This window comes from Streptomyces sp. NBC_01013, from assembly GCF_045162765.1.
In the GTDB taxonomy this organism is placed as follows: Bacteria; Actinomycetota; Actinomycetes; order Streptomycetales; family Streptomycetaceae; genus Streptomyces.
In genome coordinates, this window is the sequence record NZ_CP108687.1 from 3,152,107 (window position 1) to 3,167,374 (window position 15,268).

Below are 15,268 nucleotides of genomic sequence, written 5' to 3' on the forward strand. Positions count from 1 at the left end.
GTTCGTGGCATGCCTCCTGCCAGTACCGGGGCGTCCACCCTCATCGTGGCCGCCTCGACCCAGTCGTCCCCCGTCGCCGCAACCGTTCCCGCCGTCTCGGAGCGGCTCGAGCCCGGACGCCCCGGCTATCGCCGGATGAGCTTCGCGCTCTTCGCCGCCGGTGTCGCGACGTTCGCACTCCTCTACTCCACCCAGGCCCTGCTGCCGGCCGTCTCCGCGTCCTTCGGCGCCACGGCCGGACAGGCGAGCTGGACGGTGTCCGCCGCGACGGGTGCGCTGGCGCTGTGTGTGCTGCCGATGAGCGCGCTGTCCGAACGGTTCGGCCGGCGGCAGATGATGACCGCCTCGCTGGCCGTGGCCGTGGTGGTGGGCCTGTTCGTACCGTTCGCCCCCTCGCTCGGCTGGCTGATCGCCCTGCGTGCGGTCCAGGGCGCGGCACTCGCCGGTCTGCCCGCCTCCGCGATGGCGTACCTGGCGGAGGAGGTCCGGCCGAAGGCCCTGGTTGCCGCGATCGGGCTGTTCGTGGCCGGTAACAGCATCGGCGGGATGAGCGGCCGTATCCTCACCGGCTGGATCGCCCAGGCATGGGGCTGGCGGGCGGCGCTCGGCGCGGTCGGGCTGCTGGCCGTGGCCTGCGCGATCGTCTTCCACCTCATGATCCCGCGGGCTCGGCACTTCACCCCCGGTTCGCTGAACCCGAGGGCTCTGGCGAAGACCGTCGGCGGACACCTCTCCGACCCGCTGCTGCGTCGGCTGTACGCGATCGGCGCCCTGTTCATGACGGTGTTCGGCGCGGTCTACACGGTGATCGGCTACCGGCTCGTCGAGGCGCCTTTCAACCTCCCGCAGGGTGTCGTCGGCTCGATCTTCCTCGTCTATCTGGTCGGTACGGTCTCCTCCGCCGCCGCGGGCAAGCTCGTCGCCCGGACGGGGCGCCGGGGTGCGCTCTACCTCGCCGTCTCCACCACGGCCGCCGGTCTGCTGCTCTCGCTCGCCGACCAGCTGGCCGCCGTCCTCCTCGGCCTGGTCCTGATCACGGCCGGCTTCTTCGCCGGGCACGCGGTCGCCTCGTCATCGGTGAGCCGGACCGCGACCACGGGCCGTGCCCAGGCGTCGGCGCTCTACCAGTCGGCGTACTACCTGGGCTCCAGCGCGGGCGGCACGCTGGGCGCGGTCGCCTTCCACGCCGGGGGCTGGGCGGGCACGGTCACGCTGGGCCTGGTCGCGGTGCTCGGAGTCGTGTCGATCACGCTCTACGGGTCGCGGGCTGCCCGCGCCGAGCGGCTGCGGCCGAGCGCGGTGATCTCCGTACGGAGCCGACCCGTACAGAACTGAGACATTCGGCGCACAACCATCGACTCCCCGACGCGCGTCTAGCAGGCGGAAGCACCGCACAGCGCGCGAAGGGGAGTTGGGGTTCACATGAGAGTCACGGGGAATATGCGGAGCGTACGGACGCGGCGCGTGCTCGCGCTGACCGTCGCCGGTCTGACGGCGATACCGGCGTTCGTGCTCGGCACCGGCGGCACCGCCCAGGCGGCGTCGTGCACGGCCTCCAAGGGGCCGTACCAGAAGCAGGCCGAGAAGTATCTGCACCTGAAGGTGGACGGCAAGCAGTCGGCCGCCGACTGCAAGGCGATCCGGTCGTTCCAGAGCACGTACGGGGTCACCCCCACCCTTGGTTACGCCGGTCCCATCACCTGGCGCACCATGCAGACGCTCACCGCCCAGAAGGCGGCCGGTAAGACCCCGAACAAGGCGAAGAAGTGCCCCACGAACAAGGGGCGCATCGCGTGCGTGGACCTGACCCGGCAGATCAGCTGGATCCAGGACGGCAGCAAGCTGAAGTTCGGGCCGGTGCCGGTACGGACCGGGCGTAACGGGTACGAGACCCGGACCGGCGCGAAGAAGATCTACTGGAAGCACAAGAACCACGTCTCCACCATCTACAACGTGCCGATGCCGTACTCCCAGTTCTTCGACGGCGGGCAGGCCTTCCACGCGGTGGGCGTGAAGATGTGGAACCCGCCGGGCTCGCACGGCTGCGTCAACATGCGCACCGCCGACGCGAAGTCATACTGGAACCTGTTGAAGAACGGCGACGACGTGTACGTGTACGGGCGCAAGCTCGGAACGTGACCGCTTCTGCTCTTCCCGCCCCCGTTGTCAGTGCCCTGCGGTAGCTTCCGAAGTGCTGAAGTGAGCGGTGTCACAGCGCAACAGGGGTGAAGTGAAGCGATGAGTGATCTGACGGCGACGGCGACCGATATCGACAGCCGTCTTGAGGGACACCGGGTCGAGCTGACCGGTTACTGCTACCGGATGCTCGGCTCGGCCTTCGAGGCGGAGGACGCGGTCCAGGACACCCTGGTGCGCGCGTGGCGCAACATCGACAAGTTCGAGGGACGTTCGTCGCTGCGGTCCTGGCTCTACCGCATCGCGACGAACGTCTGTCTCGACATGCTGAACGCGGGCAACAAGCGGGCCAGGCCGGTCGATCTGTCCGGCCCGACCCCGCTCGCGCAGGCCGCGCTCAATCCCCTCCCGGAGAACACCTGGCTGGAGCCGATGCCGGACGGGCGGATCCTGCCGTCGGTCGAGGACCCGGCGGAGGCCGCGGTGGCGCGCGAGTCGGTACGGCTGGCGTTCGTCGCCGCGCTCCAGCATCTGCCGCCGAAGCAGCGGGCCGTGCTGATCCTGCGCGAGGTCCTCGCGTGGAGGGCGAGCGAGGTCGCCGAGCTGCTCGACACGTCGGTCGCCTCGGTCAACAGCGCACTCCAGAGGGCTCGCGCGACGCTCACCGACCACCAGGGCGATGCCGCCACCGCTGACGCGGCGAATCCGCTGGACGAGGAGCAGGCGAAGCTCCTGGAGCGGTACGTGGCGGCGTTCGAGGGTTACGACATGAAGGCGCTGACCGCCCTGCTCCACGAGGACGCGGTCATGACGATGCCGCCGTTCGACCTCTGGCTCCAGGGGCACGACGACATCACCGGCTTCATGACGTCGATCGGCGCCGCCTGCGAGAACTCCCGGCTGGTCGCCACGTCCGCCAACGGCACTCCGGCGTTCGCGCACTACAAGCCGAACCCGGAGGGACCCGGCTTCGTGCCGTGGGCGGTCCAGGTCATCGACATCCAGGACGGCGCGATCACCGGGATGCACTGCTTCCTGGACACCGCGCGCTGGTTCCCGCTGTTCGGTCTGCCGGATCACCTTGAGGCGGATGCCGTGTGAGACGCGGGGCGGTGCGGGGGCTCGTCGCGGGGTGGGTGGTGCTCGCGGGCGTCGGCTGGGGGGCCACGCAGTGGGTCGGTGAGCCGGTGGCGACCGCGGGGCCGGGCCCCGTCACGCCCCCGGCTTCCGGCGCGGAGCCGGGCCCGCAGCCGGAGTTCGACTGTGCGCAGGCGGTGCGGTCCGCGAAGCGCGCGCAGCACCGGACGCCGGATCCGTCGCCCCCGGGCCTGCCGGCGAAACGTGCGCCCGTGGGGCCCGACGGGCAGGCCCGTCTCACCCAGGTGGTCTGCGACTACGCGGTGATCGCCCGGCCCTGAGGGGTGGTGCACCGGCTGCCCGGACGGCGACGGCCGGCTCAGGCAGGATCCTCCGCAAGCCCGACGACCTCTCCCAACCCCACCAGATCGAGCAGCAGTTGGAGTTCCGGGGGCGTGCCGCGCAGCCGCAGCCGTCTGCCGTCCGCCCTGCGCGCGACCAGCGACAGGCGGGCGATCGCCTCCACCGAGGTCAGATCCGGGTCGACGATGCCGCCGACGTCGCAGTCCACCACCGCGGCGTCCGACGCGGCCAGTACCGCTTCCAGATCGGCGCAGAGGCGGGGCACACCGGCTCGGGTGACGCGCCCGGACACGACGAGAGCGACCGGGGACAAGGAATCCATACCAAGGAGACCGGCGCCGCAACGGAAACTCATCGCGGCGGCGCGGCGCTTCCCGGCCGACGGTGAAGACCCGCTCCAGATCAGGCCCGCCCGGCTCGGGCCTCATCGGCTTCCCGCCGTACCCGGCCGTGTTGCGTCACCGGGTCCAGCACGCGGAAGAGGGCCGGCAGCAGCCCACCGACGCCGTCCCCCTCACGAGGAACCCGCAGGTCACCCGGCATGTTCGCGCGCGCGGCGGCGTCACGGTGGATACCGTGCCGACGGGGCGGGTGGCACACGTCGGCCGGCGCCCTGAGCGCCTGGTCGACCGTGGGACACCTCGGGGAGACCCGTTGGGTGGCCGGAACTCGTCGCCCCGTGCCTCTGTCCTTCGCCAGGACCTCAGGACCCGGCTCAGGTTTCCCGGAGGAGGGGCCCCGGCGTCGTGGGCCACTCCTGGCGCCTTCCCGGCACATTCAGCACGGTCACTTCCTCGCCGACGGACGGGCGACAACCGACAACGACGCGCCAACTCCAGCCACTTATGTGCTCTCCATGAACCCTCTCCCTCAGTTCTGCCCTCTCTCCGGGTGAACTGACCGGCTCCGGTGCACGCCGGAGACGGCTGACCACCGGCCCCCTCGGGGGCCGCCTGATTCTCCAGGGGGAGAGTTGCAGAGACACGTGAGAAGAGCGTGTGTTTCCACCGTCGCCACCGCGGCGGCCGTGGCGCTCGCGGCCGGGTTGACCACCCCGGCCATGGCCCGCGACACCAGCCCGTCGCAGCCGGCCGACAGCCTGTCCGGCACCCGGCATCAACTGACCCTCATCACGGGCGACCGCGTCACGGTGGGCGCCAAGGGGCGGGTCGTGGGCTTCCGCCCCGCGGCGGGGCGCGAACACATACCCGTGCAGCGGCAGATACGCGACGGGCACACCTACCTCGTCCCCGCCGACGCACACCGGCTGGTCGGCTCCGGAAAGCTGGACCTCCGGCTGTTCGACATCACGGAGCTGAGCCGGGCGGAGAACCGCAGGGCCCAGAAGTCGGGCCTGAGGCTGATCGTCTCCTACCGGGGCGGCGCCGCAACGGCCGCGAAGGCCGAGGTCCGCGACGCGGGTGCCACCCGGGTCGGGCCCGTGCTGAAGTCGCTGAACGCACAGTCCGTGGTCACCCCGCGGGAGGACGCAGGGTCCATCTGGCACGCGCTCACCAGCAAGCCGTCGACCGGCGTCCAGCGGACCACGGCCGCCGGTATCGACCGGGTGTGGCTGGACGGCGTGCGCCGGGCGAGCCTCGACAGGAGCGTCCCGCAGATCGGCGCGCCGATCGCCTGGAAGGCGGGCTACACCGGCAAGGGCGTCAAGATCGCCGTCCTGGACACCGGCGCGGACGCCACTCACCCGGACCTCAAGGGTCAGATCCTCACGTCGAAGAACTTCTCCACCGCGCCCGACACGAAGGACCGTTTCGGCCACGGGACCCATGTCTCCTCGATCGCTGCCGGTACCGGCGCGAAGTCGGGCGGGAAGTTCAAGGGCGTGGCCCCGGACGCCAAGCTCCTCGAGGGCAAGGTGCTCGACGACGACGGCTTCGGCGAGGACTCCGGCATCCTGGCCGGCATGGAGTGGGCGGTCGCGCAGGGTGCCGACGTCATCAACCTGAGCCTCGGCGGCACCGACACCCCGGGGATCGACCCGCTGGAAGCGGCGGTCAACAAGCTCTCCGCCGACAGTGGCGTGCTCTTCGCCATCGCGGCGGGCAATGAGGGCGACGCGGCCGGCACGGTCGGCTCCCCCGGCAGCGCGGACTCCGCGCTGACCGTCGGCGCGGTCGACGACGAGGACCTGCTGGCGGACTTCTCCAGCCGGGGCCCCCGGGTCGGCGACAGCGCCATCAAACCCGATGTGACCGCTCCCGGCGTGGACATCACGGCGGCGGCATCTCCCGGCTCCGTCATCGACGAGGAGGTCGGTCAGAACCCGCCCGGGTATCTGACGATCTCCGGTACGTCGATGGCGACCCCGCACGTCGCGGGGGCCGCGGCGCTCCTCAAGCAGCAGCACCCCACGTGGAAGTACACCGAGCTCAAGGGCGCCCTCACGGCCTCCACGAAGCCGGGCCCGTACACCCCCTTCCAGCAGGGCTCGGGCCGCATCGCCGTCGACCGGGCGATCGCCCAGACGGTCGTCGCCGAACCGGTCTCGCTGAGCTTCGGCAGGCAGCAGTGGCCGCACACCGATGACGTGCCGGTCACGAAGAAGGTGTCGTACCGCAACCTCGGCACGACCGACGTCACGCTCGCCCTCGCCGTCCAGAGCACCGGCCCGACGGGCAAGCCCGCCCCGGCCGGCTTCTTCACCCTCGGCACCACCGGCGTGACCGTCCCGGCGGGCGGCACCGCCGAGGTGCCGCTGACCGTGAACACCCGGCTCGGCGGCACTTCCGACGGCGGCTACTCCGCGTACGTCGTCGCGACCGGCGGCGGGCAGACCGTCCGCACCGCGGCCGCGGTCGACCGTGAGCGCGAGTCCTACGACCTCACGCTCAAGACCATCGGGCGTGACGGCAAGCCTGCCCCGTACACCACCGGCGACGTCTACGGCATCAGCGGTGCCGCCGTCGGCGTGTGGGAGTCCCCCGAAGTGGTCGACGGAACGGCGAAGCTCCGCGTCCCCAAGGGCGGGTACGTACTGAACTCGGCGGTGTACATCGACCCGGACGACCTGGACAAGGGCGTCGACTGGCTCGCTCAGCCCTCTCTGAACCTCACCAGGAACACCACGGTGACCTTCGACGCCCGCCGGGCCAAGCCGGTGACCATCACCCTCCCGGCCACCGGCACGAAGCCCGTGCTCGCCTCGCCCGACCTCCAGGTCGAACACGAGGACAACAGCTACGGCTACGGCTGGCTGCTGGACTCGTACAAGCATCTGCGCACCGCGCACATCGGTCCGAAGACGACCGGCGTCAAGCTCTCCCAGCACTGGTACGGCACCTGGACCAAGGGCGCGGCGACCCGGTACGACATCGCGCTCGGCGGCCCGGTGAGCCGGGTGGCGACCGGCTACCACCGCGCGTTCGGCAGCGACCGGCTGGCCAAGGTCACGGTCCGCGCCGGTTCGTCCGTCAAGGGCAAGACCGGCGACTTCTCCGCGTGGGGCGAGCTGCCCGGCTCGTTCGGCGGCTGGTCGGCCGCAACCACCCAGAAGCTTCCGTCGACCACCACCGCCTATGTCTCCACTGCCGACAAGGTGCGGTGGGGCTTCGACTTCGACCAGAACGGTGCACTCGACGAGGACGGATACCCGCGGACGGACGCCTCGTACTCCCTCGGCGCCCCGCAGACCCTCACGGCCGGAAAGGCGTATGCGAAGACCGTGAACACCGCGGTGTTCGGGCCTTATGTCAACGCCGACTTCGGGATCTTCCGGGAGGACAACGTGCTGATGGGGTCGCTGCCCCTGGTCGCCGACGGCCACCGGAACATCGGCGGTTCCGTCTACGGATCGGTGTCGACCGTCCTGTACCGCAACGGCAAGGTGTTCGCCAAGAACGCCGACCCGCTGGCGGGCGAGACGCCCATCACCGTGCCCGCCTCTGCCGCCGACTACCGGCTGACCACGTCGGTTCGGCGCGGCCCTGACATCTCTTCGGTCTCCACCCGGATCGACGCGAGCTGGACCTTCCGCTCCGGCCGGACGACGGGCCTCGCGGCGCTGCCGGTCTCCATGGTCCGCTTCACGCCGGAGGTTGCGCTGGACAGCACGGCCAAGGCCGGGAAGTCCGTGTCCGTGCCGGTGACGGTGCAGGGCGCGGCCGCCGGGAAGAACCTCAAGTCGCTCACGGTGTACGTCAGTTACAACGCCGGGAAGACCTGGAAGAAGACCGCGGTCACCAAGGGCAGGATCTCCGTGAAGAACCCGGCCGCGAAGAAGTCGATCTCCTTCAAGGCCAGGGTCACGGACAAGAAGGGCAACACGTCCTCGGTGGCGATCTACCACGCCTACTTCGGCAAGTAGCAGGCAGCCACCGGCCGGCGGCTCGGAGGAGACCGCCGAAGAGGACAGCCGGAGCAGGCAGCCGGCACCGACCGCATGACAGCGGCCCGCCGGGACGGTTCTCACCGTTCCGGCGGGCCGCTCGCATGGGCGCGTGGTCAGGCGATACGTTCCCGCACCACCGGGGTGGCGGCGAACGGGGTGCCCGACGGGGCGATGTCGTACGCGTCCGGCAGGGCCTTGAGCGCGTACTCGAACTTCTCCGGGGTGTCCGTGTGCAGCGTCAGCAGCGGCATCCCGGCGGTCACCTGGTCGCCCGGCTTGGCGTGCAGTTCGATACCCGCACCGGCCTGGACCGGGTCCTCCTTGCGGGCGCGGCCCGCGCCGAGGCGCCAGGCGGCGACACCGATGTCGTAGGCGTCCAGGCGGGTCAGGACGCCGGAGGACGGGGCCGTGACGACGTGCTGTTCGCGGGCGACCGGAAGCGTGGCGTCCGGGTCACCGCCCTGGGCGGAGATCATCCGGCGCCAGACGTCCATCGCGGAGCCGTCCGCGAGGGCCTTCTCCGGGTCGGCGTCCTTGAGTCCAGCCGCGTCCAGCATCTCGCGGGCGAGGGCCAGGGTGAGGTCGATGACGTCCTTCGGGCCGCCGCCGGCCAGGACGTCCACGGACTCGCGGACCTCCAGGGCGTTGCCCGCGGTGAGGCCGAGGGGGGTGGCCATGTCGGTGAGCAGGGCGACCGTGCGTACGCCGCTGTCGGTGCCCAGCGCGACCATGGTGGAGGCCAGTTCGCGGGCGTCCTCGATGGTCTTCATGAAGGCGCCGGAGCCGACCTTGACGTCCAGGACGAGTGCGCCGGTGCCCTCGGCGATCTTCTTGGACATGATCGAGCTGGCGATGAGCGGAATGGCCTCGACGGTGCCGGTGACGTCGCGGAGCGCGTACAGCTTCTTGTCGGCGGGGGCCAGGCCGTCGCCCGCCGCGCAGATGACGGCGCCGGTGGTGTCGAGGACGTTGAGCATCTCGGCGTTCGAGAGGTGCGCGCGCCAGCCGGGGATGGACTCCAGCTTGTCGAGCGTGCCGCCGGTGTGGCCGAGGCCGCGGCCGCTGAGCTGCGGTACGGCGGCGCCGCAGGCGGCGACCAGCGGGGCGAGCGGCAGGGTGATCTTGTCGCCGACGCCGCCGGTGGAGTGCTTGTCGGTGGTGGGGCGGGAGAGGGCGTCGAAGTTCATCCGCTCGCCGGAGGCGATCATGGCCGCGGTCCAGCGGGCGATCTCCGTGCGGTTCATGCCGTTCAGCAGGATCGCCATGGCCAGTGCGGACATCTGCTCGTCGGCGACCTCGCCGCGGGTGTACGCGTCGATGACCCAGTCGATCTGCTCGGGGGTCAGCTCGCCTCGGTCCCGCTTGGTGCGGATGACGGAGATGGCGTCCATGTCCTGGAGTCCTTCCGGCCGGTACGTACGCATGAGTCCCATTGACTCTACGCGCATAGAGAAGAAATGAGCCGCCGGGTGGGCCCGCCTGCGGGCCCACCCGGCGAGTTGCTAACCGAGGTGCGACGGTCCGAACGCCTGCGGCAGCATCTCGTCCAGCGTGCGGAAGCCGTCCGGCGTCTCCAGGACGAGTTCCGGTCCGCCGAACTCGTACAGCAGCTGCCTGCACCGGCCGCACGGCACCAGGATCTCGCCCGCCCCGTCCACACAGGTGAAGTGGGTCAGGCGGCCGCCGCCGGTGGCGTGCAGCTGGGAGACCAGGCCGCACTCCGCGCACAGCCCGATGCCGTACGAGGCGTTCTCGACGTTGCAGCCGACGATCGTGCGGCCGTCGTCGACGCGCGCGGCGACGCCGACCGGGTAGCCGGAGTAGGGCGCGTACGCCCGGGACATGGCGTCCCGGGCCGCGGCCCGCAGGGCGTCCCAGTCGGCCCCTGCGACGGCGGCGGCGTCCGCGCCGGCGGTGGGCGTCACTTGCCCTGCCCCTTGCGGTAGCGCATGCCGTCCGCCTTCGGCATCCGCAGCCGCTGTGCGGAGAGCGAGAGGACGAGCAGCGTGACGACGTACGGGGTGGCGCTCACGAACTCGGTGGGCACCGTGTCCGTGCCGAGGTACCAGACCAGGACCGCGGCGGCGATGAGCGCGCTGACGACGCCCTGCAGGAAGCTCTTGCGGTAGAGCTTCCAGGCGGCGATGCCGGCCAGCACGACGACGAGCAGCAGGAGCAGCGCGTGGACGGACTCGCCGCCGTTGCGCAGCTGGAGGGCGTCGGCGAAGCCGAACAGGCCGGCGCCCATGGCGAGTCCGCCGGGCCGCCAGTTACCGAAGATCATCGCGGCGAGACCGATGTATCCGCGGCCGCCGGTCTGTCCCTCGTTGTAGATGTGCGAGGTGACCAGGGAGAGGAAGGCGCCGCCGAGTCCGGCCATGCCGCCGGAGACGATCACCGCGATGTACTTGTACGTGTAGACGTTCACGCCGAGCGATTCGGCGGCGACCGGGTTCTCGCCGCAGGAGCGCAGCCGCAGGCCGAAGGCGGTCTTCCACAGGACGAAGAACGTCACGACGAACAGGACGGCGGCCACGATCGTCAGCAGCGACAGGTTGGTCACCAGGCCGCCGATGATGCCGGCGAGGTCGGAGACGAAGAACCAGTGGTGCTTCTCGATGGAGTGCAGCCAGTCGGAGAGGCCCGGGATCGTCACGGAGGTGATCTCGTCGGCGGGCGGGGACTGCTTCGGGGAGCCGCCCTTGGCCGCCGCGTCGCCGGAGTTGAACCACAGCTTGGCGAAGTAGGTGGTGAAGCCGAGCGCCAGGATGTTGATCGCGATGCCGGAGATGATGTGGTCGACGCCGAAGGTGACGGTGGCGACCGCGTGCAGCAGCCCGCCGAGCATGCCGCCGATGACACCGGCGAGGACGCCGAGCCAGGGGTTGGTCTGCCAGCCGGCCCAGGCGCCGAAGAAGGTGCCCAGGATCATCATGCCTTCGAGGCCGATGTTGACCACGCCGGCGCGTTCGGACCAGAGGCCGCCGAGACCGGCCAGGCCGATCGGTACGGCCATCGCGAGGGCGGCGCTGATCTGTCCGGCCGAGGTGACGTCCTGGGCGCCGGTGATGGCGCGCACCGCGGACAGCGCGAGCAGGACGCCCGCGATGATCAGCAGGACAACGGGGAAGGAGAGGCGGGTGCGGCCGCCCTTGCCGCCGGAGACCTTGGGGGCCGCGGGGGGCGGGGTGGAAGTCGCCGTGACGGTCACGCCGACACCTCCTGCTGGTCGGAGTTACGGGCGGCCTGTGCGGCGAGTTCCGCGCCGACCTTGCTCTGCTGGCGCTTGAGTCCGTAGCGGCGGACGACTTCGTAGGCGATGACGACGCACAGGACGATGACGCCCTGGATCACGCCGACGATCTCCTTGTCGTACCCCTCGAACTCCAGCTTTCCGGTGCCGCGTTCCAGGAAGCCCCAGAGCAGTGCGCCGAGCGCGATGCCGACGGGGTGGTTGCGGCCGAGGAGTGCGATGGCAATGCCGGTGAAGCCGATGCCGACCGGGAAGTCGCCGCTGTACTCGTAGCTGTCGTTGAGCAGCGTCGGCATACCGATCAGCCCGGCCATGGCACCCGAGATGAGCATCGAGGTGACGATCATCTTCTTGACGTTCACGCCGCTGGCCTCGGCCGCGGAGCCGGACTGCCCGACGGTGCGCAGGTCGAAGCCGAAGCGGGTGCGCGAGAGCGTGAACCAGTAGGCGATGCCCGCGATGATCGCGATCACGATGAAGCCCCAGACGGGCGTCGGGGTGGTCGGGAACTCGAAGAAGTGCGAGGACTCCGGGAGCGGCTCGGTGGAGATCTTGGTGCCGGCCTCGTCGAGGTGTCCGAGGCGGTGCTGCTGGAGCAGGTAGCCGATGATCGCGGTCGCAATGGCGTTCAGCATGATCGTCGAGACGACCTCGCTGACGCCCCGGGTGACCTTGAGGACACCGGCGATACCGGCCCACATCGCGCCGACGATCATCGCGGTGAGGATGATCAGCGGGATCTGGAGGGCACCGGGCAGGGTCAGCGCGCCGCCGAGGGCGGCGGCGAAGAAGGCGGCGAGGCGGTACTGGCCGTCGACGCCGATGTTGAAGAGGTTCATCCGGAAGCCGACGGCCACCGCAAGACCCGCGAGGTAGTACGTCGTCGCCTTGTTGAGGATGTAGACCTGGCTGTCCGACTTCAGGCCGTAGTCGAACATGATGCCGAAGGCGCTGAAGGGTTCCTTGCCGGTGGCGGCGAGCACGAGTGCCGTCACCAGGAAGGCGACCACGATCGCGAGTACGGGGGCCGCGATCCCCAGGAGCAGCCGCTCCTTGTCGATCTTCTTCATCGGTCCTCTCCCCCGTTCCGGGGGTCGGTGTCGGTGCGGTCGGCGGCCGGGTCGTCCGGCGCGAGTGACTTCCCCGGGGCCGGGGGCTCCGCCGCCGGGGTCTCCTCCGGCGCGTCGAGGTGGCCGCTGGCCGCGCCCGTCATCGCCGAGCCGAGTTCCTCGGGGGTGACGGACGCCGGGTCGGCGTCCGCGACCAGCCGTCCGCGGTACATGACGCGCAGCGTGTCGGAGAGCCCGATCAGCTCGTCGAGGTCGGCGGAGATCAGCAGGACCGCCAGTCCCTCGCGGCGCGCCTCACGGATCTGGTCCCAGATCTGGGCCTGCGCGCCGACGTCCACGCCCCGGGTGGGGTGCGCGGCGATCAGGAGCTTGGGCGAGTGGCTCATCTCGCGGCCGACGATCAGCTTCTGCTGGTTGCCGCCGGAGAGGGACGCCGCCGTGACCTCGATGCCGGGGGTGCGCACGTCGTACTCGCGCACGATCCGCTCGGTGTCGGCGCGGGCGGCCTTGAGGTCGAGGAAGGCGCCCTTGCTGTTGGGGCGCTCGGTGACGTGGCCGAGGATGCGGTTCTCCCAGAGGGGGGCCTCCAGCAGCAGTCCGTGCCGGTGGCGGTCCTCGGGGATGACGGCCATGCCGTTCTCGCGGCGCCTGCGCGTCGGCGTACGGGAGATGTCCGTGCCGTCCAGGGCGAGCGAGCCCGCGTCGAGGGTGCGCATGCCCATGATGGCGTCGACGAGTTCGGACTGGCCGTTGCCCTCGACGCCCGCGATGCCGAGGACCTCGCCCTTGTGGATGGTGAAGGTGATGCCGTCGAGCACGGCGCGCACCACCCCGTCCGGGTCGGTCGCGGTCAGCCGCAGCCCGTCGGCGGTCAGCATCGGTGTGTCGGTGACGGTCGACTCACGGGTCTCCGGCGACGGCAGTTCACTGCCGACCATCAGCTCGGCGAGCTGCTTGGTCGTGGTGTGCTGCGGATCGGCGGTGCCCACGGTCGTCCCGCGCCGGATGACGGTGATCTCGTCGGCCACCGACAGCACCTCGCCCAGCTTGTGCGAGATGAAGATGACCGTCAGGCCCTCGGCCTTGAGCTCGCGCAGGTTGTCGAAGAGCGCATCGACCTCCTGCGGCACGAGGACGGCGGTGGGCTCGTCGAGGATCAGGGTGCGGGCGCCGCGGTAGAGGACCTTGAGGATCTCCACCCGCTGGCGGTCGGCGACCCCCAGGTCCTCGACCATGGCGTCCGGGCGGACGCCGAGGCCGTACGCGTCGGAGATCTCCCGGATCTTCGCGCGGGCCCGGTCGCCGATGCCGTACAGCTTCTCGGAGCCGAGTACGACGTTCTCCAGGACGGTGAGGTAGTCGGCGAGCATGAAGTGCTGGTGCACCATGCCGATGCCGCGGTCGATGGCGTCGCCCGGGTTGGAGAACGTGGCGGGCTCGCCGTCCACCGCGATGGTGCCCTCGTCCGGCTTCTGCATGCCGTACAGGATCTTCATCAGAGTGGACTTGCCCGCACCGTTCTCACCGACGAGAGCGTGGACGGTGCCGCGGCGCACGGTGATGTCGATGTCGTGGTTGGCCACGACCCCGGGGAACCGCTTGGTGATGCCGCGGAGCTCCACGGCATGAGGACTGCTGGACGCGTTGATGGCGCACTCTCCTTGGCAGGAGCGGAGGGCGGAGGCGGTGGGACGGAGACGGGATGGCGTGAGCGGGGGGCGGAAAAAGGTACCGCGCCCGAGCGGTGCTACGCGCGTAGCGCCACCGAATCGTTGGCCACCTGATCACAGATGGCGGACCGGGGCCGGTGACCCCCGTGAGGGGGTACGTGAATCGGGGCCCGGTCGGGCGGCCGAAGCCGCTCGTCCGGGCCCCGATCGACGGGACGGATCAGGTCGTGGTCTTGACCGTGATGGTGCCGTCGACGATCTTCTTCTTCGCCTCGTCGAGCTGGGTCTGGATGTCCTTGAGGTGGTCACCCGTGGTGGTCAGGCTGACGCCGCCCTTGGCCAGGGAGTACGTCTGCGTGCCGGTCAGCGGCTTGCCGTCCTTGACGGACTTGACCAGGTCGAAGACGCCGGTGTCGACGTTCTTGACGACCGAGGTCAGGATCGACGCCTTGTACTTGGACAGCGCCGGGTCCAGGGCCTGGTCGGAGTCGACACCGATGGCCCAGGCACCCTTCTGGCCCGCGACGGCCTCGATCGCACCGGCACCCGAGCCGCCCGCGGCGGCGAAGATGACGTCGACGCCCTTGTCGAGCATGCCCTTGGCGGCTTCCTTGCCCTTGTCGGGGCTGCCGAAGCCGGACAGGTCCGAGCCGGTGGACAGGTACTGGATCTGCACCGTGGCCTTGGGCTTCGTGTCCTTGACACCCTGCTGGAAGCCGGCGGCGAACTTCTTGATCAGCGGGAGGTCCACACCACCGATGAAGCCGACCTTGCCGTCCTTCGACTTCAGCGCGGCCGCGACACCGGCGAGGTACGAGCCCTGCTCCTCGGTGAAGACGATCGAGGCGACGTTCTTCGCCTCGGCGACCGAGTCGACCAGGCCGAAGTTGACCTTCGGGTACTTCGGAGCGATCTTGTCGACCGCGTCCTTGTACGCGAAGCCGACGGCGATGACCGGGTTGTAGCCACCCTCGGCCAGCGACTGCAGACGCTGCTCGCGGTCGGCGGGGGTCTCACCGTTCTTGGCGGTGAGCTCCTTCGTCTGGGCGTCGAACTCGGCCTTGGCCTTGTCCAGGCCACGGGCGGCGGAGTCGTTGAACGAGTTGTCGCCACGGCCGCCGACGTCGTAGGCCATGCCGATCTTCATCTGGCCGTCGTCGGAGCTGCTGCTCTCGTCGGACGAGCTGCCGCACGCGGTGGCGGTGAGCGCCAGCGCCGCGGTAACGGCACAAGCTGCGGTGATCTTGGATACCCGGCGCAAGGGAAGGCTCCTTCAAACCTGACCGAAGCGCCTCTTCCGGCGCTGGTTTCGCCGCGATCGTAACGCGCGTAGATGTCAGATAAAGCCCTG

At 70.3% G+C, this 15,268-nt stretch carries 12 protein-coding genes; 5 read left to right on the forward strand and 7 right to left on the reverse strand.

What is annotated here, in order from left to right; all coding sequences use genetic code 11:
* Positions 1-9 precede the first annotated feature (9 nt).
* The 4 genes from OG538_RS13395 to OG538_RS13410 all read left to right on the forward strand — a co-directional run bounded on the left by OG538_RS13395 (position 10) and on the right by OG538_RS13410 (position 3,554).
* Positions 10-1,335, forward strand: a complete 1,326-nt coding sequence (locus OG538_RS13395) for an MFS transporter (protein WP_406093336.1) — start codon at positions 10-12, stop codon at positions 1,333-1,335.
* An 87-nt stretch (positions 1,336-1,422) separates the two neighbouring features.
* Entirely contained in the window at positions 1,423-2,139 is a 717-nt protein-coding gene (locus OG538_RS13400; RefSeq protein ID WP_406093338.1) for a L,D-transpeptidase family protein, read from the forward strand.
* 99 nt (positions 2,140-2,238) lie between these two features.
* Complete coding sequence (locus OG538_RS13405; RefSeq protein ID WP_406093340.1) at positions 2,239-3,237, forward strand: sigma-70 family RNA polymerase sigma factor; 999 nt, start codon at positions 2,239-2,241, stop codon at positions 3,235-3,237.
* Positions 3,234-3,554, forward strand: coding sequence for a hypothetical protein (locus OG538_RS13410; protein WP_406093342.1), 321 nt, complete (start codon positions 3,234-3,236; stop codon positions 3,552-3,554). The genes OG538_RS13405 and OG538_RS13410 overlap by 4 nt, the downstream gene beginning before the upstream one ends.
* Before the next feature lie 38 nt (positions 3,555-3,592).
* Here OG538_RS13410 and OG538_RS13415 read toward each other — a convergent pair whose 3' ends face one another.
* Positions 3,593-3,898: an STAS domain-containing protein gene (locus OG538_RS13415; RefSeq protein WP_406093344.1), complete on the reverse strand. Its 306-nt coding sequence runs from the start codon at positions 3,896-3,898 to the stop codon at positions 3,593-3,595.
* A 663-nt stretch (positions 3,899-4,561) separates the two neighbouring features.
* Here OG538_RS13415 and OG538_RS13420 point away from each other — a divergent pair.
* Complete coding sequence (locus OG538_RS13420) at positions 4,562-7,900, forward strand: S8 family peptidase (protein WP_406093346.1); 3,339 nt, start codon at positions 4,562-4,564, stop codon at positions 7,898-7,900.
* Positions 7,901-8,037: 137 nt separating this feature from the next.
* Here OG538_RS13420 and OG538_RS13425 read toward each other — a convergent pair whose 3' ends face one another.
* From OG538_RS13425 to OG538_RS13450, 6 genes are all read right to left on the reverse strand, one after another.
* A complete protein-coding gene (locus tag OG538_RS13425; RefSeq protein WP_406093348.1) occupies positions 8,038-9,315 on the reverse strand; it encodes a thymidine phosphorylase in 1,278 nt (425 codons plus the stop codon).
* Between the two features lie 111 nt (positions 9,316-9,426).
* A complete protein-coding gene (locus tag OG538_RS13430) occupies positions 9,427-9,849 on the reverse strand; it encodes a cytidine deaminase (protein ID WP_326738276.1) in 423 nt (140 codons plus the stop codon).
* Complete coding sequence (locus tag OG538_RS13435; RefSeq protein ID WP_406093350.1) at positions 9,846-11,135, reverse strand: ABC transporter permease; 1,290 nt, start codon at positions 11,133-11,135, stop codon at positions 9,846-9,848. The genes OG538_RS13430 and OG538_RS13435 overlap by 4 nt, the downstream gene beginning before the upstream one ends.
* On the reverse strand, positions 11,132-12,247 hold the full coding sequence (locus OG538_RS13440) for an ABC transporter permease (RefSeq protein ID WP_406093352.1): 1,116 nt from the start codon (positions 12,245-12,247) through the stop codon (positions 11,132-11,134). The genes OG538_RS13435 and OG538_RS13440 overlap by 4 nt, the downstream gene beginning before the upstream one ends.
* Entirely contained in the window at positions 12,244-13,869 is a 1,626-nt protein-coding gene (locus tag OG538_RS13445; RefSeq protein WP_406093354.1) for an ABC transporter ATP-binding protein, read from the reverse strand. The genes OG538_RS13440 and OG538_RS13445 overlap by 4 nt, the downstream gene beginning before the upstream one ends.
* A 268-nt stretch (positions 13,870-14,137) precedes the next feature.
* Positions 14,138-15,178: a BMP family protein gene (locus OG538_RS13450; RefSeq protein ID WP_406093356.1), complete on the reverse strand. Its 1,041-nt coding sequence runs from the start codon at positions 15,176-15,178 to the stop codon at positions 14,138-14,140.
* Positions 15,179-15,268: the final 90 nt, after the last annotated feature.

What these genes read in the sequence shown, in the direction of transcription:
- OG538_RS13395 (WP_406093336.1), top strand. Translation starts at nt 10, where the DNA reads ATGCCTCCTGCCAGTACCGGGGCGTCCACCCTCATCGTGGCCGCCTCG.
- OG538_RS13400 (WP_406093338.1), top strand. Translation starts at nt 1,423, where the DNA reads ATGAGAGTCACGGGGAATATGCGGAGCGTACGGACGCGGCGCGTGCTC.
- OG538_RS13405 (WP_406093340.1), top strand. Translation starts at nt 2,239, where the DNA reads ATGAGTGATCTGACGGCGACGGCGACCGATATCGACAGCCGTCTTGAG.
- OG538_RS13415 (WP_406093344.1), bottom strand. Translation starts at nt 3,898, where the DNA reads ATGGATTCCTTGTCCCCGGTCGCTCTCGTCGTGTCCGGGCGCGTCACC.
- OG538_RS13425 (WP_406093348.1), bottom strand. Translation starts at nt 9,315, where the DNA reads ATGGACGCCATCTCCGTCATCCGCACCAAGCGGGACCGAGGCGAGCTG.
- OG538_RS13440 (WP_406093352.1), bottom strand. Translation starts at nt 12,247, where the DNA reads ATGAAGAAGATCGACAAGGAGCGGCTGCTCCTGGGGATCGCGGCCCCC.